Source organism: Acidimicrobium ferrooxidans DSM 10331, assembly GCF_000023265.1.
Lineage (GTDB): Bacteria > Actinomycetota > Acidimicrobiia > Acidimicrobiales > Acidimicrobiaceae > Acidimicrobium > Acidimicrobium ferrooxidans.
In genome coordinates, this window is record NC_013124.1 from 349,856 (window position 1) to 366,119 (window position 16,264).

A 16,264-nucleotide genomic window follows, 5' to 3' on the forward strand; every position below is an offset into this window, starting at 1 on the left:
GCACACGAGGGTCGAGGCCGCGTGATTCCTCACCGCTCTCTGGCGCGTGCGCCCCGCGAGATCGTGCCGTGACCGCGTACTAGGGTGCTGCCATGGCGGGTGCGGCGTCGTCGCCTGGTCCGCTGGACGACCCCGGCGACGAGGTGGGTTTGACGACTCTTGCTCCGGGCGTCGCGGTGCATCCGGATCATGCGAGCCTCCTGCGCGAACTCGATACGGCACCGCTCGGTCTCGAGCACGTCGTCTCGTGGTGGATCGCCTCGGGCGGGACGCTCGCCGATGGCTTGTCCGTGGCCATCATCGGCATGGCGCTGCCACTCGCCGAACATCAGCTGCACCTCGGTACCGTAGAGGTCGCGCTGCTCGGAGCTGGCCTGGTCGCTGGCGCTGCGGTGGGGGCGAGCGTCGGTGGACATCTCGCCGATCGTGTGGGGCGAACCGCGGTGATGCTCGCCGACATGCTGCTCCTCATCGTGGCGGCCGTGGCGAGCTCGGTCGCGTGGAGCGCGCCGTTGCTGGTCGTCGCTCAGTGTGGGGTCGGTATCGCCGTGGGTATCGATTTTCCCGCCGGGTCGAGCTACGTCGCAGAGACGATGCCTCAGGCTTCGCGTGCGCACTTCCTGGTGGCGACGATCGCGAACCAGGCGGTCGGGATGGTGCTCGGTGCTGCACTCGTCCTCGGACTCGTCCACGAGGTGCAGACCCCGAGCGTGTGGCGCTTCTTCTTCGGCGTCGAGGCGCTCGTGGCAGCCTTCTTTCTGCTCGCGCGCCTGCACCTCGTCGAGAGCCCACGCTGGCTGATGGCCCGCGGTCGCAACCGGGAGGCGTTGCGCGCGATGGAGGTCTTCGTGCCGAGTCGAGCACGCGCGTTCGAGGGGATCGCTGCGCGGCTCGGCGATCGGCCGCTGCACGTCGCACGGATCCCGCACGATGACAAGGCGGCGCGGTTTCGCTCCATCTTCGCCCCCGCCTATCGTCGTCGTACGCTCCTGACGACCGTGCCGTGGCTCTTGATGGACATCGCGACCTACGGTGTCGGACTCTTCACGCCGGTCCTCCTCGATACGCTGGGGGTGCGATCCCACTCGTCGAACCTGCCAGCGCGCACGGCGAGCCTCGCCCTCGGGACGGGCTTCGTCGACCTCTTCCTCCTCGCGGGCTTTGCCGTGGGCGTCGTCGTCGTCGCCCGCTTCGGGCGTCTTCGCATGCAGATCCTCGGCTTCGTCGGGATGGCGATCGGCATGGGTGTGCTTCTGGCGAGCACGCAGGTGACGATCTCGGTTCTCCGGGTCGCGTTCGTGCTCGTCGGTTTCGTGGCTTTCAACTTCCTCATGAATGTGGGGCCGAACAGCACGACCTACGTCCTGCCCGCGGAACTGTTCCCGACGCAGCTGCGCAGCACCGGGTCGGGCTTCGCCGCGTCGATGGCCAAGGTCGGAGCGACGATCGGCGTGTTCCTCGTCCCCGTCGTGTCGGCTCATTGGGGGACCGCCGCGGTCGTCGGTGCGATGGTCGTCGTCAGCCTTCTCGGTGCGACCACCACGGTGCTCTGGCGAGTCGACGATCGTGAGCAGACGCTCGAGGAGCATCAGGCGTCAGAGCCCGTCGATACGCTGTGACCTCGTGGGCGGCGAGATCGACACATCGGGCGGGACGCTGCGCGGGCGTGTGCTGATGCGCGTCTCGAATCAGACGTCGCCGAGTCACGTGCGTCGTGGACGGCGTCTGGCCGGCTGCGGTGGCTGCGAGAGCACCGTCGTCCCTCGCCAGTGCTTCGCCGCGCGCGTGACCATCACTCGATCCAGCCACGCTCGCGTGCGACCGCGACGGCTTCGTGGCGATTGGCGACGCCGAGCGTGTGGATGATCCCAGACAGGATGTTGCGCGTGGTGCCGGGGGCAAAGTGGACGCGGAGGGCTACCTGGCCGATCGGAGCACCGTCGCTCGCGGCGCGGAGCACGCGGAGTTCCCGTTCGCTGAGCGGGCCGTGGCCCCGCCGCAAATCGGGGGCGATGTGGGGATCGATGACGCAGCTGCCTGCCCACGCTGCGGCGAGTGAGGCTGCGAGCGCGTCGATCGGCATGCTCTTCGAGAGGACTCCGCGGACGCCAGCGGCAAGGAGCTCGAGGGTCAGTGTGCTCGTTGCAAAGGCGCTCAGCACGACCACGCGAGAGCCGGCTTGGGTGAGTTCGCGAATGGCCTCGACTCCTCCGCCGGGAACGTCGAGGTCAACCACCCAGAGCGCTGCGGTCGTCACCGTGTCGTCGTGAGGGCCAGGCATGGTGACCGAGGTCGTGACAATGGTGAACTGGCCAGTGCCCTCGAGGAGCGACGCGAGTGCGCTGGTGAGCAGTTCGTGGTCGTCGATGAGGATCAGAGGGATCGTGGGACTATCTCCTCGCTCGACTGCGTCCGCTCCAGGCGAAGCCATGTACCGGGCGGTTCTGAACCGAGGCTCCAGCGTGCTCCGATGGCGGCTGCGTGCGCCTCGACGGCGCGCAGGCCCGCACCAGGCGCACCGTGCAGCCCCACGCCGTCGTCGTGCACGGAGAGGGTGAGTCGAGTGCTCTCGGGGTCGTAGCGGATCGAGATCGCCGCGGTCGTGGCGCCGGAGTGGCGGATCACGTTGGCAACCGCCTCTCGGAGGATCCATGCGAGATGCTCGTCGGTGGCCGGGTCGAGGGCATGGATGCCGTGGGTGTCGAAGGTCGTCGCGATCGACGCCGTCGCGAGCCGCTCGCGGGCTCGTGCAAGCTCGTCGAGGAGGCGGCTGGGAGGTGGCGGTTCGTCGATCCGTCGCAGCGATTCGAGCGCATCGGCGAGTTCTCGGTGGACGGAGGTGAGCTGGTGCTGTGGGTCGGAGTACTCGAGGGACCGAAGAGCGATGGCGACGTGCTGTGCGGCGGTCTCGTGCAGCTCGCGGGCGAGGCGCAGCCGCTCGTCGGCTCTCGCCCGGGCGACATCGGCGTCGCGGAGACGCTCGACGGTGTGCAGTGCTCCGACCAGGTCCGTCATGGCCGTTGCGCCCACACCGGCGAGCAGGACGTTCACGGCCAGGTTGATGCCAAGGCCAGGACTGTGCGTCCAGCCGATCGCGAGCGTCACGGCGGCGAGCAAGCCAGCGGCGAGATAGCTGCGCCATCGGCCTCGGAGCGTGATCGCCGTGGCGATCACGACGATCATCAGGGACGTCTGTGCTGCGGGGTCGGACGCGACGCCCATGAGCGAAGCCGCACTCGCCACGGTGAGAGTTGTCCACACGAGCGTCGGGCGAGCGGCCCGAAGCGTCGCGACGAGCAGCCCGATCAGGGCCGCGACGAGGATCCACGCGACGGCCGATGCTCGTGTGCGGTTCAGCATCGCCATCGCAAAGGCGAGGTTCGCGCCCTCGAGAAGGAGCCAGGTGAGGGTGAGGTTCCGCGTTGCCCGTGGTGCTGGACTGGTCATCCTGCTCGTTCTCCTCGAGCGCGATGGTAGCCGATGAAGGTCGCGATCGCGAAGGCGAGCTCCCACGCGCCAAGGACGACGACAGCATGGCCGATGGCCTTCGCGCCGTAGAACGGGGTGAGAGCCATCGAGACGATGGCGGCGGCAGGGGTGTCGACGCCGATCTGGCGTACCAGCTCCGGCAATGTGGAAAGCGGGACGAACACTCCACCTGCGAACTCGAGGACGAAAGCCGCGACGCTCGCCAGCTGCGACGCCGTGGTCGGGCTCCCGATCGCACCGATCGCGAGCGCGCCCTGGGCAAACACGGCACCGCCGAGCAGGGCGACCCCATCCACGCAGAGCCAGTCCGCGAGCGGGAGCTGAGCTCCGAGCCAGAGCGCGATGCCGTCGAGGACGAGCAGGCCAGCGGCGCCAAGCACGAGAGCGCCGAGGGCGCGAGCGAGAAAGTACCAGCGACTCGGCGCGACGCCAACCGTGCTGAGGGTCCGGAGCCATCCACGGTGGCGATCCTCCGCGACCGCGATCCCGGCGCCGGTCATCGCGGTGATGCCGACGTAGGCTGCGAGGTGAGCCGTGACGAGGGCGACGATGTTGCCCGAGCCGACGACGGTGTGGCGGTATGCAGCGTGGTCGGCGAAGACCACGAGCAGCACCACGGGGACCACGGCGATGAGCAGAGCACTCCGCCGCGCCAGCGTCTGGTGCCGAACGACGAGTTCGATGGTGGCTCGCGCCCGAGCGAGACTCGGGCGAGGGGAGCGGTGGCCGATTGCGGTCATGGGTGTTCCTCCGTCGTCGGATCGCGCTGTAGGTTCAGCAGTCGGCGGATCGCCTCGTCGAGTCCGACGGGGGCGATCTCGAGCGCAGTCGCGCCGAGGTGGAGCAGTTCGTGCGCCAGCCCATCGGCATCCGTAGCTGTGAAGGTGGTTCGGTCGCGCTCGATCTCGAGCACGGCGGCTCCGTAGCGATCGAGGGTGTCGGCATCGGGTTGCTCCCGGAGCGTGGCGCTGACCCGCGCGAACCCGGAGCGCCCTCGGATCTCGCGAGGCGTGGCGTCGGCGATGAGACGTCCGTGCGAGAGCACGATCACTCGATCGGCGAGTGTGCTCGCCTCGGCAAGGTCGTGCGTCGCGAGGAGGAGCGCGCCGCCACGGCTGCGATGATCCTCGAGGACGGTCGCCAGGGTCGCGCGGGCCTCGAGGTCGAGTGCCGTCGATGGCTCGTCGGCGATGATCAGCTCGGGCGTGCCCGCGAGCGCGATCGCGAGGCGTACGCGCTGGCGCTGTCCGAGTGACAGCGTCTCGAAGCGAGTGCGAGCGAGCTGCGTGAGGCCGAATCGTCGTGCCATCGGGGCGGTGTCGACGCCGCGCATACGTCCGAGCGCGTCGAGGAGTGCACCGACCGGTGCAGATGGGGGGAAACCTGCATCGGCGAGGAGGACGCCGACGGCGTGCGCTTGGCGAGTGAGTCGAGGGGGCTCGCCGAAGAGGCGCACCGATCCCGCTTGTGGCGTGGCAAGGCCGAGCAGGCACTCGATCGTCGTCGTCTTGCCTGCGCCGTTCGGGCCGACGAGCGCGACCGACTCCTCCGACTCGATGCTGAAGGTCACGCCGTCGAGTGCGGTGAAGCTGCCGTATCGGCGGACGACGTTGTGGAGCTCGACCGCGGCCGTTCGGGACGTCATGCTGGGCAACGTAGGTCCTGGGGGCCGAGTGTCGGTGACGACGGACGTCACGAGATCGCGTGACACCGGTCACGCGCCGCGACCCGCTCGACCTCACTGATGGCCGACGATCCGCACTCTCTGAGCTCGGTCGATGCGTCGTCGATCGAGCGGCGCCTCGCTGGTTGGGTGGGCCTCCGCCTCCGCGCAGTCGCGCAGGCCACACGTCCTCTCACGGACCAGGTTCGAGGAGTGGCCCGGCGTCGTTCGATCTCGCGGGAGCCGTGCCCTCTGGCGAGAGCTCGAAGCGCCTCACAGAGAACGACAACCGACCGTGCTCCATCGAGCGAGCCTTCGTTGACCCACTGAGGACAACCCACCCCGGGTGGGTGGGTCGCCGTCGTTGCGCTGCTCGGCGATCCATGCAAGCTCGCTCCCGCCACGCGGTCGTCACGGTGCGAGTGGTCTCGGTGTCAGGGGCTAGCCAGCCTGGGCTCGTACCGAGGGAGCACGTGGTAAGAGGTCGATCCATTGCAAGAAGGCGCTCGCGGCAGGCAGAGGGGCGCTCTCGGCCCGAGGCTCACTTGGACCGACGGTCCGTCGCGAGGCCCTCAGGCGGTCTGGGCGCGCTCGCCGTCGGCCGTCACGGTGCCCCTGCTCGCGCGATGGGGAGGGGCCATCATCCGTACCTCGCACGAGCCCGCCGTGCCGCGGATCGGGCGGGCGTCGAGTGTGCCATCACCCAGCCCATCGAGGAGGCCGTCGAGGATGCCTCGCTCGGTCGCACAGAGGGCGGGGTAGTGCTCGGTGAGGAGGCCGAACGGGCAGCCGTGCTGGCGGATCGTCTCCGTGCCGTCGGCTTCGGCGGCGAAACCACTTCGGCGAAGCGCGGTCGCGACGGCCCGCATGACCCCAGAGGCGCTCTCACTGACGGCCGTCGACGCGAGCGCCGCGCCGTGGGCGCGTCCCACCTCGTAGGCGATCCTCGCCGCTCGGTCGGCTGGGACCTCGGCAAGCAGGCCTCCGACGAGAGCGGCGAGGAGTTCGACCTGGCTCTCGAGGCCCTCGAACGGTGCTCGCGATCCCTCCGCCCGATAGCGCTTGGATGGTCGACCAACCTGGTGGCGAGCACCCTGGCTGACGACGGCGAGGTAGCCGGCCTCGACGAGACGATCGAGGTGGTGTCGTGCGACGTTCGGATGGAGGTTGAAGTGTGCCGCCACTGACGACGCGGTCACGTCGTGCTGCTCGCGCGCCCAGAGGTAGATCGCGCGTCGCGTGCCGTCACCGAGGGCTCGCGTGAGGTCATCGAGCGTCTGGGTGAGCCACACGCCCGTTCCGCGCTCCACGACGCCTCCTCGCACTCGCTGGCCGAGACGGCTGTTCTCGTACCGAGGGCCAACGGCGACTAGTTTATCGCTGAGCGACGTGGTGGGAGGGACTGTGGCACGTGTGACGACCGAGGAGGTGCTCGAGCGACTCGGGGAGCTCGCCGACCCGGACCTCGACCAGCCACTCGTCGACCTTGGACTCGTCGATGTCGACATCATCGCACGAACCCCGCGCGTCACCGTGCGCTACGTGCCGGGCTCGGAGCAGGTGACGGACCAGCTGCGCAGCAGTGCAAGGCAGCGTCTCGAACCGCTCGGCGTCCAGCTGATGCTCGAACCTCTCGATGAGGAGGGCCTGAGCTCCCTCGCGGCTCGTCTCGAGTCGACGAGTGCTCGCGAAGCACGTGAGGCGCGCAAGGCGCCGTTCGCGAGTCCCGAGAGCCCCACGCGCGTGCTCGGCATCTCGTCGGGCAAGGGTGGCGTCGGCAAGTCGTCGGTGTCGGTCAATCTCGCCCTGGCGCTCAGTGCCTTGGGCCACCGCACTGCGATCTTGGACGCGGACGTCTACGGCTTCTCGGTGCCGAAGATGCTCGGCGAAGAGCGTCCGCCGCGGGTGGTGGGGCAGCTGATCGTGCCGCCGAGGATCCGTGGCGTGCGAGTCATCTCGCTCGGTTTCTTCGTCGACGATGCGACGCCCGTGATCTGGCGTGGTCCGATGCTGCACTCGACGTTGCAGCAGTTCCTCGTCGATGTGTACTGGGGCGAGCTCGACTATCTCGTGGTGGACATGCCGCCAGGGACCGGCGATGTAGCGCTGAGCCTGCAGGAGTTCTTGCCGAGGGCCGAGATCTACGTGGTGACGACTCCCCAGCCCGCCGCCCAGCGCGTGGCACAGCGCTCGGCGATCGCCGCCCGCAAGCTGAAGCTCCCCGTGCGCGGCGTCGTCGAGAACATGACGGACTTCGTGGCCGACGACGGCACGCACTACCCGATCTTCGGGTCCGGCGGTGGTGACGCGCTGGCGGCGGCCCTCGAGGTCCCCGTCCTTGGACGGATCCCGTTGACGATGGGTCTGCGTGCCGGTGGCGACGAGGGGATGCCGGTGGTCGCGGTGCGTCCTGATGACCCCGCGGCGGCAGCCATTACCGAGCTTGCGGCGCGTATCGTGTCGCTCGGTGCTGCTCGGCGCTACCGCGCCGATCTGCGCGTGCAGACGCGCTGAGGAAGAGTGGCCGGTCGGCCACGATGCGAGGAGGATACGTGCAGGTACGGATCGGGATCGCTCAGAGTCCGCGTGAGCTCGAGCTGGAGTTGGCCGAGGAGAGCGACCAGGCTGCGGTGGCCCAGGCCGTCGATGCCGCCATCGAGGCCGGAACGGGAGTTCTCTGGCTCGAGGATCGGCGGGGTCGACGTATCGGAGTGCCTGTAGAACGGATCGCCTTCGTCGAGCTCGGACCGGATCGGAACCAGCGGTCGGTTGGATTCCGGGCCTAGCCGATCATCCGCATGGGCTTTGACCTGCTCCGCCGCCGGCTGCTGATCATCGCCGGCAAGGGGGGAGTGGGCAAGACGACGCTGGCCGCCTCGCTCGGCCTGCTTGCGGCGTCGCGTGGTCAGCGCACGCTGCTCGTCGAGGTGGATGCGAAGGGAGATCTCGCGGCCCAGGTCGGCGTCGCGAACGCGGGGTTCGAGCCCGTCGAGGCCCGGCGCAACCTGTTCGTCATGGAGATGGACACGCAGGCTGCTCTCGAGGAGTACCTGCGTATCTGGGTGAAGCTCCCGTTCATGGGTCGACTCCCTGGACTCGGGCGCATCTTCGACTTCGTCGCCACGGCGGCACCGGGTGTTCGCGAGCTGCTCGTCGTCGGGAAGATCTGCTACGAGATTCGTGAGGACCACTACGACCTCGTCATCGTCGATCCTCCGGCCAGCGGGCATGTGGTGTCGCAGCTCGGGGTGACGACCGGGGTCGGCGAGCTGATCGGGCGGGGACTGGTGCAGGGGCAGACGTCCTGGATGCTCGAGATCCTCTCGGACCCGGCGCGCTCGCTGGCGGTCCTCGTGGCCACGCCCGAGGAGACGCCGGTCGAGGAGGCCCTCGAGCTCGCCGATCGCCTGCGCGACGAGACGCCGGTGCACCTCGGCGGAGCCTTCCTCAACCGCGTCGTGCCGGTGACGCTCAGCGAGGAGGAGCTCGAGGCGCTCGAGCGCACCGCGGGCCGCGGTCCTTCGGCACTCGGCGCGGTGCTCGGTGCCGCTCGTCTCTCCCAGGGCATTGCTCGGCAGCATGCTCGCAACCGCGCAGTGTTCGCCGATGCGCTCGGCCCCGACGTTCCGCTTCGGGAGCTCCCAGAGCTTTTTGCGACGGTGCCACCATCGCGCCTCGCCGACGAACTCGCTGAGGCGCTCGAGGTGCTCACGTGGTGAGCGAGGCCGTTCGTGCGGTGACGGCGTTCGAGCGCTTGTTCGTCGTCGGGGCTGGTGGCGTGGGCAAGACCACGGTTGGCGCGGGCCTTGCGATCGCGACCGCTGTCGAGCTCGACGTGAGCGTCCTCGTCATCACCGTGGATCCGGCCAAGCGTCTTCAGAGCGCACTCGGTCTCGACCATCTCGATTTGCGTCCCGTGCGGGTGCCGCTCGAGGGACTCGGCGCCAAGGGGCGGCTCGAAGCGGCGAGCATCGACATGAAGCGGACGTGGGATGGGATCATCCGGCGCTGGGCCCCGACTGACGAAGTGCGCGATCGCCTGCTCGCGAGCCCCATCTACGAACACCTGTCGTCGCGCTTCATCGGGTCCTACGATTACGCGGCGGTCGAGGTCCTCGCCGAGGTCCTGGAGGGCGGTTCCTGGGATCTCGTCATCGTCGACACCCCGCCGTCGCGCAACGCGCTCGACATCCTCGATGCGCCTCGCCGGCTGATCGAGTTCTTTCGCTCGGCGCTCCTGAAGCTCCTGACGTTGCCGCGGCGTGCGCGAGCGTTCTCGCTCGCGGCACGCCCGTTCTTCGTGGTCGCCGAGGCGGTGCTCGGCTCGGCCTTCCTCGAGGACGTGACGGAGTTCTTCGCCGATTTTGCGACCCTTGCCGAGCCGCTCACCGAGCGCTCTCGGCGACTCGAACAGGTCCTCGTCGCTCCCGAGACCGGCTTCGCTATCGTGTCGACGCCGCTCGGTCCCTCCACGAGAGAGGCAGACCGGCTCGAGGCCGCCCTGCTCGATCGCGGACTGCGTGTCGCCGTTCGGATCGTGAATCGGTGCTGGCCGCCCGAGGACTTCTCCCCGGCGGCCGAGCAAGCCCTCGGGTGGTTGCGCAGCCCCGAGGGCATCGAGGTGCTGGGCCGCGAACTCGGAGACGACGGGGCGGCCGCACGCGTCGCTGCCGAGCTCGCCGGCCTCTATGCGGAGCTCGAGGGTGCCTGGGCTGCCCGGGCTCCCGAGGGAGCGGGCAGCCTCGAGTTGCCGCTGACCGATGCAGCGTTGACCTCTCCAGAGGCCCTGTGGTCGCTCATCGCAACCGCGAGGATCCGAGGGGTCACCTCCGAGCACGAGTAGCATGGGCGGCGGTGATCGACTACCACCTGCACCTGTGGCCCCATGGTGAGCGCGATCGCGACGTCGTCATCGAGGAGCTTGCTGCGTTCTGTGAACGCGCACAGGGTCGCGGTGTCGACGAGATCGCGATCACGGAGCACTTCTACCGATTTCGCCAGGCTGGCTCGGCGGTCGGTGGCTTCTTCCGGCGCTACCCGGATTCGCCGGTGCGCGCCGAGATGGAGCGCTACTGGGAGGAGAACTCCCGGGCGGATCTCGACGCCTACGTCGAGACGGTGCTTGCGGCCAAGCGCGAGGGCTTGCCGGTCGTCCTTGGTCTGGAGGTCGACTACTACGAGGGCGCCATGGACCGTGTCGCGGCGCTCCTTGCCGGCTACCCCTTCGACGTGCTGCTGGGGTCGGTGCACTGGGTCGGTGCCTGGGCCTTCGACCACCTCTCCGACCCCATCATGATGGCCGAGTGGGAGCGCGTCGGCGTCGAGCCCGCCTGGGCGGCCTACACCCGAAGCCTCGAGGAGCTGGCTGCGAGCGGCGCGGTCGACGTGCTCGCTCACCCGGACCTCATCAAGGTCGCCGGTCACCGACCGGAGGTGCCCGACGAGTACGAGGCGCGTATGGCCGAGGCGGCGCGTGCGTCCGGCATGGTTGCCGAGGTGTCCTCGGCCGGTGCGCGCAAGCCCGTCGGCGAGATCTACCCGTCGCCGTCGCTCCTCGCTCGGTTCGTGGCGGCGGGCGTGCCATTGACGACGGCGTCGGATGCCCATGGGCTCGGAGACGTGGCCGATCGATCGAGCCAGCTGCGAGCCACGCTCGAGGCGGCAGGCGTGAGCGAGCTCGCAGCCTTCCGGGCGCGGCGGCGTCAGTCGGCACTCCTCTAGGCTCGATGACCGAACTCACCGCCGTGGGTCGGCTCGACCAGGCCGAGCGGACGGCGCTGCGTGAGATCTTGCGGTTCTGGGGATTCCTGGCCGACCTCGCGTTCTCGGACCTGTTCATCGCCCTGCCCGACGGGGACGACTTCGTCGTCGTGGCCCAGGTCCGTCCGGCGACCACCCAGACCATTCACCCGGGCGACCTGATCGAGACTCGCCTCGGTCCCGACGAGGCGCGACACCTCGCCGAGGCGATGGAGGCGAGGGTCATGGCGACCGTGGATCGCTCCGACGGGACTCGCCTCATCCGCTCCGCCGCGTTGCCGCTCGCCATCGAGGGGCATCTGCCCTACGGGGTGCTGGTGCGAGAGCGCCTCGTCGAGCACTATCGCACCACCGGCGAACTCGAGGCAACCTACAAGGCGCTCTACGAGCGCTTCAGCCGGATGATGGTCCAGGGCCGTTTTCCGTATCCCCAGAGCGACGTCGAAGAGGCGCCGCGCGTCGGCGACGGTGTGCTCGTGCTCGATCGCGCTGGCCGCATCACGTTCTTGTCGCCGAACGCGACGAGTGCGCTCCATCGCCTCGGCGCCACGGAGGTGACCTCGGGGGCGGCGCTCGCCGACGTCGGCATCGACGTGCTCGCACCGGCCCGGGCTGCGGCGCTCGGCGCGCCCGTGCTCGAGGAGGTGGAGCATGCGGGCGGTGCCACGGTGACCTTCTACTGCCTGCCGCTTTACGACGCGGGCGAGCTCACCGGGCACCTCGTGCTCGTGCGCGACGTCACCGACATTCGCCAGCGCGAGCGGGTCATCGCCTCGAAGGACGCCACGATCCGCGAGGTGCACCACCGGGTCAAGAACAACCTCCAGACCATCTCGTCGCTGCTGCGGCTCCAGGCGAGGCGCCTCGCCGACCAGGAGGCGGTCGCGGCGCTCGCCGAGGCGGAGCGACGCATCCGCTCGATCGCACTCGTCCACGAGTTCCTCTCGCGGGACGTGTCGGAACAGGTGGAGGTGGATGAGGTGCTGGCGGCCATCGGTCGCTTGGCCGAGGAGTCCAAGCTGCCAGGACGCACGCTCGAGCTGGCGATCGAGGGCTCGGCGGGCAAGGTCGAGGCGACCTGCGTGACGCCGCTTGCCATCGCCCTCGCAGAGCTGATCCAGAACTCCCTCGAGCACGGCTACGGCACTGAGAGAACGCACCTGCGCGTCGAGGTGGCTCTCGAGCGACACGGTCCCGAGCTCTGGGTGGTCGTGGCGGACGACGGCGTCGGGTACCCGAGCGACCTGGATGCGCGGAGCGCTCGCTCCCTGGGGCTTGCGATCGTTCGAGATCTCGTGGCCTCGCAGCTCGGCGGCACTATTCAGCTTGCGCGAACGCCCGGCGGCGGCGCGCTCACGCGGCTTCGAGTCCCCGTCGAGCGTCACGAGCGCTGACGTGGACGGCCCCGAGGGCTCTGGTACGCTGGGCCCGAAGCCCGCTGACGGTGGCGGCATGCGGAGGAGGCGTCTCGCGTGAAGATCGCGGTGTGCACGAAGCAGATCCCCGACCCTCAAGGTCCTCAGCGTCTCGGCGACGACCTGCGGCTCGATCGCTCCGGCAAGGTGCTTCTCGACGACGCGGACTCCTACGGCGTCGAGCTCGGACTCCAGCTCGCCGAGGCGAGCGGTGGCGAGGTGGTGGTCGTGTCGATGGTGCCCGACCACGAGACCGCTGGGGTCCGCCAGGCGCTCGCGATGGGCGCGGCCAGCGCGGTCGTCGTCTCTGACGATGCGCTCCGTGGGGCAGATGCCCTCACCACGGCGACGGTGCTCGCCTCGGTGGCTCGACGGGTCGGGGCCGACATGGTGCTCACAGCGACGGAGTCCACGGACGGCTACACGGGCACCGTGGCCGCCCAGATCGCGGGTCTTCTGGGATGGCCCGCCGTGACCTTCGCCAAGGGCGTCACGCTCGAGGGAACGCACGTTCGGGCCAACCGTCAGGCCGAAGACGGCGTGTGGGTCGTCGAGTCGGAGCTTCCGTGCGTGGTGAGCGTGACCGCAGGTGTCGTCGAGCCACGCTACCCCTCGTTCAAGGGCATCATGAGCGCGAAGTCGAAGCCGGTCGAGCAGCTTTCGCTCGCCGATCTCGGGCTCGAGGCGCGCGCGACGCAGCGCGTCGTCGCGGTCCAGGAGGCGGCCCAGCGTGAAGCGGGAACCGTCATCGAGGACGACGGATCCGCCGAAGCGGCTGTCGTCGCGTTCCTCGAGTCGATCAAGGTCTTGTGAAGGAGGCGACGTGGCAACTGCTTGGGTGATCGCAGAGCAGCGTGATGGTGCGCTGGCGCCGGTGACGGCTGAGCTGGTGACCGTCGCGCGCGACGTCGCCGATGAGGTGCGCGTGGTGGTCGCGGGTGACGGTGCCGGAGCGGCGTCGTCGCTGGCTGCCTACGGCGTCTCGGAGATCATCGATCTCGGGCCCCTCGACAGCGTGCTCCCTGGGCCGGTGCTTGGGGCAAGCGTTGCACGGCTGGTGGGGGAGGAGCCCTCGGTCGTCATCGGCGCGCAGACCTACACCGGGCGCGACGCACTCGGGCGTGCATCGGCCCTGCTCGGCGCTCCGGTCCTGACCAACGCCGTCGCCGTGCGGCGCGAGGGAGACCAGGTCCTCACGGAGCACCAGATCTTCGGCGGCACCATGGTGGCGACCGCCGCAGCGGAGCTGCGCGGACACGTGCTGGTGGGCGTGCGACCCAAGAGCGTCGCCGCCGTGGCCGCGGCTGCGCCGACGGCTCCCTCCGTGCGGGTTGTCGAGCCGGCACTCGATGTGCCTGGGGTCGTCGTCACGGTGGTCGATCGCCAGCGCGAGGAGCGCGAGGGGCCGAGTCTCGACGAGGCGGCCATCGTGGTCTCCGGCGGGCGCGGGCTTGGCAAGCCTGAGGCCTACCAGATGATCGAGGAGCTCGCCGCACTGCTCGGCGGTGCACCGGGTGCATCGCGGGCCATCGTGGATGCGGGATGGGTGCCCTACGCCTACCAGGTCGGCCAGACCGGTACGACGGTCAAGCCGGACCTCTACATCGCCGTCGGCATCTCGGGGGCGACGCAGCACCTCGTGGGCATGAAGGGTGCCAAGCACATCGTGGCCATCAACAAGGACAAGGATGCGCCGATCTTCCAGGTCGCCGATCTTGGGATCGTCGCGGATGCCAGCTCACTGCTGCCGCGAGTCATCGAGGCTGTTCGCGCCCGACAAGCCGCCTCCTGACCGGTCATCGCCGGCCAGGTGCGAGGCGCGCCAGTAGCCGCACCGGGCCGTGCCTGTGCTCTGTGCGACCACGCACGATGAAAGCCGCCACCAGGAGGTGGCGGCTTTCGCAGCGGACAGTGGAGGACTACGCCTTCTTGGTCTCCCAGAAGATGTCGGCGATCTCGTTGATCTTCGCCAGCAGCTGGTCGGCGATCGCCACGTCGTTGGCACGCTTGGCCTGGCTGGTCAGCTTCTTCGTCGACCAGAAGAGCTCGTGGAGCTGCGGGTACTTCTCGAGGTGCGCTGGCTGGAAGTACTGATACCAGAGCACATCGAGGTGATGGTTGCACTCCTCGGCGCGCTGCTCCTTGATGAGCGTCGCGCGATCGCGGAAATAGGGGTCGTCGGAGGCGTTGAACTTCTCCATGATGGCCTTGATCGATTCGGCTTCAACGCGGGCCTGCGCGGGATCGTACACACCACACGGCAGGTCACAGTGTGCCGAGACCGGGCGCGGTGCGCGGAGGCGATCGAGGGCGTTGAACATGCGTGCAAGCAGCATGGCCTTCCTTTCTCCTGTTGGCGACGGTGCCAAGGCACACGCCGTAGTGCAGTCCATGGCCGCCGAGCCCATGATGGGACGAGAACGCGTGCCACGCTCAGCTTAGCGAGAGCCATGCTCGTGTGTCCGTCGAGGCCTCGGGCGTGCACGATGTTGGGTCCTCATCGAGCCGAGGCGGGCGGGGCGTGCGTGTTGACGCGTCGTCCGCCCATCGGCGACCCAAGGGCATCGCACAGGGAGTGAGGCCGAGCACCGCGCTCCCAAGCTCCTGCTCGCGGGTGGGCCAGTCGGGATCGCGGGTCAAGGGAATGCTGCTCTCTGACTGATGCACCACGACGAGGCTCATGCTCCGGCCGTGGCACCGTCGCCCGGTCGAGGTCGAGCGCGATACGCTGCTCGCCGAGCAGCCGACTGCGCGACCAGCGACTTCAATGCGGAGTACTGGCAATCACCGCACGCTCGACTGTCGGTGAGGAGACCTGCGCCTGCGGTTGGACGTACTGGGTCGTCCGAGGCCAGAGTCGCGCCAGCGGCGGCGTTCGATAGCTCCTTCACCACTTGAAGAGAGGTACACGAGCGCTAGAGGTGGTGACCTGTCGCCGCGAGGTCGACGAGGATGCCGACGATGGCGCCGGCCAGGACGAGGGCCACGACCACCTCGACGATGCAGCCGAGCGTTCGAAGAGGATGGAGGACCACGTGGGCAACCAGGATCACCGCCAGCACGATCACGACGATCTCCACGGCGCCTCCCTTCGGCAGCGACGCTAGCCGTTCGACGTCGGCAACGAGCCGAGTTCTCGAGCGCGAGCTGCGGTGCGCGACAGTGCTTCGGCGATGGCGCTCCGTACCTTCGCGTCCTCGAGTGCACGGATGCCCTGGGCTGTCGTGCCTCCAGGAGAGGTGACCGCGAGACGCAACGACCGAGGCTCCGTGCCGCGCGCCTCCGCGAGCGCGATCGTGCCGGCGACGGTCTTGAGGGCGAGGTCGAGCGCGAGCTGCGCGGGGATGCCGAGGGCGATCGCCGCCTCCTGGAGAGCCTCGACGACGAGCAGGACGAACGCCGGTCCGGAGCCCGACAGCGCCGTGCCCGCATCGAGGAGGGACTCGTCGAGGCGATAGGCCGCTCCGAGTCTGCTGAACAGCGCGACCGCTTCCTCCGCGAGGGCGGCGTCCGCCTGTGGCGACGTGGCGACGAGTGTCACGCCGCGGCGCACCGCGAGCGGTAGGTTGGGCATCACTCTCACGACAGCTGCGGCACGAGGGAGGAGCTCGCGTAGGCGAGCGGTCGGCACGCCGGCTGCGATGGAGATGACCCTCGATCCGGGAGCGAGGCTCTCGGCGACGCCCGCGATGGCCCCGGGCTTGACGGCGAGGATCGTGGTCGTTGCCTCCGCCGAGGCAGATGCGGCCTCGATGCGCCCGTCGGAGCTTGTGAGGGCGGCGATGCGGTCGCGGTCGACGTCGGCGACGCCGATGCGTGGGGGCTCGCCACGCATCGTGGCCTCGGTGCCGTCATCGAAGGAGGCGAGCAAGCCCTGGACGATGGACGAACCCATCGCTCCAGCGCCAACGACGAGGATATCGAGCACGGCTGGAGC

General features: G+C 69.2%; 17 protein-coding genes. 9 read left to right on the forward strand and 8 right to left on the reverse strand.

The genetic code is table 11. The features are described from left to right. Positions 1–92 precede the first annotated feature (92 nt). Complete coding sequence (locus AFER_RS01755) at positions 93–1,619, forward strand: MFS transporter (RefSeq protein ID WP_015797810.1); 1,527 nt, start codon at positions 93–95, stop codon at positions 1,617–1,619. Between the two features lie 173 nt (positions 1,620–1,792). On the opposite strand, the gene AFER_RS12205 is transcribed toward AFER_RS01755, so the two are convergent. From AFER_RS12205 to AFER_RS01785, 5 genes are all read right to left on the reverse strand, one after another. Further along, positions 1,793–2,281, reverse strand: a complete 489-nt coding sequence (locus AFER_RS12205) for a response regulator transcription factor (RefSeq protein ID WP_171788930.1) — start codon at positions 2,279–2,281, stop codon at positions 1,793–1,795. Between the two features lie 92 nt (positions 2,282–2,373). Continuing rightward, positions 2,374–3,447, reverse strand: a complete 1,074-nt coding sequence (locus AFER_RS12210; RefSeq protein ID WP_015797812.1) for a sensor histidine kinase — start codon at positions 3,445–3,447, stop codon at positions 2,374–2,376. After that, a complete protein-coding gene (locus AFER_RS01770; RefSeq protein ID WP_015797813.1) occupies positions 3,444–4,229 on the reverse strand; it encodes an ABC transporter permease in 786 nt (261 codons plus the stop codon). Before AFER_RS01770 ends, AFER_RS12210 begins: the two co-directional genes overlap by 4 nt. Then, positions 4,226–5,134: an ABC transporter ATP-binding protein gene (locus AFER_RS01775; RefSeq protein ID WP_015797814.1), complete on the reverse strand. Its 909-nt coding sequence runs from the start codon at positions 5,132–5,134 to the stop codon at positions 4,226–4,228. The genes AFER_RS01770 and AFER_RS01775 overlap by 4 nt, the downstream gene beginning before the upstream one ends. Before the next feature lie 590 nt (positions 5,135–5,724). Next, positions 5,725–6,462 (reverse strand): helix-turn-helix transcriptional regulator, encoded by a 738-nt coding sequence (locus AFER_RS01785; protein ID WP_015797815.1) that lies wholly within the window; start codon positions 6,460–6,462, stop codon positions 5,725–5,727. 94 nt (positions 6,463–6,556) lie between these two features. Here AFER_RS01785 and AFER_RS01790 point away from each other — a divergent pair, with 94 nt between their 5' ends. The 8 genes from AFER_RS01790 to AFER_RS01825 all read left to right on the forward strand — a co-directional run bounded on the left by AFER_RS01790 (position 6,557) and on the right by AFER_RS01825 (position 14,119). After that, positions 6,557–7,666, forward strand: coding sequence for an Mrp/NBP35 family ATP-binding protein (locus tag AFER_RS01790; protein ID WP_015797816.1), 1,110 nt, complete (start codon positions 6,557–6,559; stop codon positions 7,664–7,666). A 38-nt stretch (positions 7,667–7,704) separates the two neighbouring features. Next, positions 7,705–7,938, forward strand: a complete 234-nt coding sequence (locus AFER_RS01795; protein WP_015797817.1) for a DUF3107 family protein — start codon at positions 7,705–7,707, stop codon at positions 7,936–7,938. Positions 7,939–7,950: 12 nt separating this feature from the next. Continuing rightward, positions 7,951–8,871: an ArsA family ATPase gene (locus AFER_RS01800; protein WP_015797818.1), complete on the forward strand. Its 921-nt coding sequence runs from the start codon at positions 7,951–7,953 to the stop codon at positions 8,869–8,871. Then, positions 8,868–9,995 carry an ArsA family ATPase gene (locus AFER_RS10745; RefSeq protein WP_015797819.1) on the forward strand — a complete coding sequence of 376 codons (1,128 nt, stop codon included), beginning with the start codon at positions 8,868–8,870 and terminating at the stop codon, positions 9,993–9,995. Before AFER_RS01800 ends, AFER_RS10745 begins: the two co-directional genes overlap by 4 nt. Positions 9,996–10,006: 11 nt before the next feature. After that, positions 10,007–10,873, forward strand: coding sequence for a histidinol-phosphatase (locus AFER_RS01810; protein WP_015797820.1), 867 nt, complete (start codon positions 10,007–10,009; stop codon positions 10,871–10,873). A 5-nt stretch (positions 10,874–10,878) separates the two neighbouring features. Beyond that, positions 10,879–12,306 carry a sensor histidine kinase gene (locus AFER_RS01815; protein ID WP_015797821.1) on the forward strand — a complete coding sequence of 476 codons (1,428 nt, stop codon included), beginning with the start codon at positions 10,879–10,881 and terminating at the stop codon, positions 12,304–12,306. Positions 12,307–12,384: 78 nt separating this feature from the next. Further along, entirely contained in the window at positions 12,385–13,140 is a 756-nt protein-coding gene (locus AFER_RS01820; protein ID WP_015797822.1) for an electron transfer flavoprotein subunit beta/FixA family protein, read from the forward strand. 10 nt (positions 13,141–13,150) lie between these two features. Then, on the forward strand, positions 13,151–14,119 hold the full coding sequence (locus tag AFER_RS01825) for an electron transfer flavoprotein subunit alpha/FixB family protein (RefSeq protein ID WP_015797823.1): 969 nt from the start codon (positions 13,151–13,153) through the stop codon (positions 14,117–14,119). A 127-nt stretch (positions 14,120–14,246) separates the two neighbouring features. Here AFER_RS01825 and sodN read toward each other — a convergent pair whose 3' ends face one another. The 3 genes from sodN to proC form a co-directional block, all read right to left on the reverse strand. Then, a complete protein-coding gene (gene sodN, locus AFER_RS01830; protein WP_015797824.1) occupies positions 14,247–14,663 on the reverse strand; it encodes a superoxide dismutase, Ni in 417 nt (138 codons plus the stop codon). A 579-nt stretch (positions 14,664–15,242) separates the two neighbouring features. Continuing rightward, entirely contained in the window at positions 15,243–15,407 is a 165-nt protein-coding gene (locus AFER_RS12215; protein WP_015797825.1) for a hypothetical protein, read from the reverse strand. A gap of 23 nt (positions 15,408–15,430) precedes the next feature. Beyond that, positions 15,431–16,255 (reverse strand): pyrroline-5-carboxylate reductase, encoded by an 825-nt coding sequence (proC, locus tag AFER_RS01835; protein WP_015797826.1) that lies wholly within the window; start codon positions 16,253–16,255, stop codon positions 15,431–15,433. Positions 16,256–16,264: the final 9 nt, after the last annotated feature.

Coding starts and splice junctions, on each gene's coding strand:
- AFER_RS01755 (WP_015797810.1), top strand. CDS start 93: ATGGCGGGTGCGGCGTCGTCGCCTGGTCCGCTGGACGACCCCGGCGAC.
- AFER_RS12210 (WP_015797812.1), bottom strand. CDS start 3,447: ATGACCAGTCCAGCACCACGGGCAACGCGGAACCTCACCCTCACCTGG.
- AFER_RS12205 (WP_171788930.1), bottom strand. CDS start 2,281: ATGCCTGGCCCTCACGACGACACGGTGACGACCGCAGCGCTCTGGGTG.
- AFER_RS01775 (WP_015797814.1), bottom strand. CDS start 5,134: ATGACGTCCCGAACGGCCGCGGTCGAGCTCCACAACGTCGTCCGCCGA.
- sodN (WP_015797824.1), bottom strand. CDS start 14,663: ATGCTGCTTGCACGCATGTTCAACGCCCTCGATCGCCTCCGCGCACCG.
- AFER_RS01815 (WP_015797821.1), top strand. CDS start 10,879: ATGACCGAACTCACCGCCGTGGGTCGGCTCGACCAGGCCGAGCGGACG.
- AFER_RS01770 (WP_015797813.1), bottom strand. CDS start 4,229: ATGACCGCAATCGGCCACCGCTCCCCTCGCCCGAGTCTCGCTCGGGCG.
- AFER_RS01800 (WP_015797818.1), top strand. CDS start 7,951: ATGGGCTTTGACCTGCTCCGCCGCCGGCTGCTGATCATCGCCGGCAAG.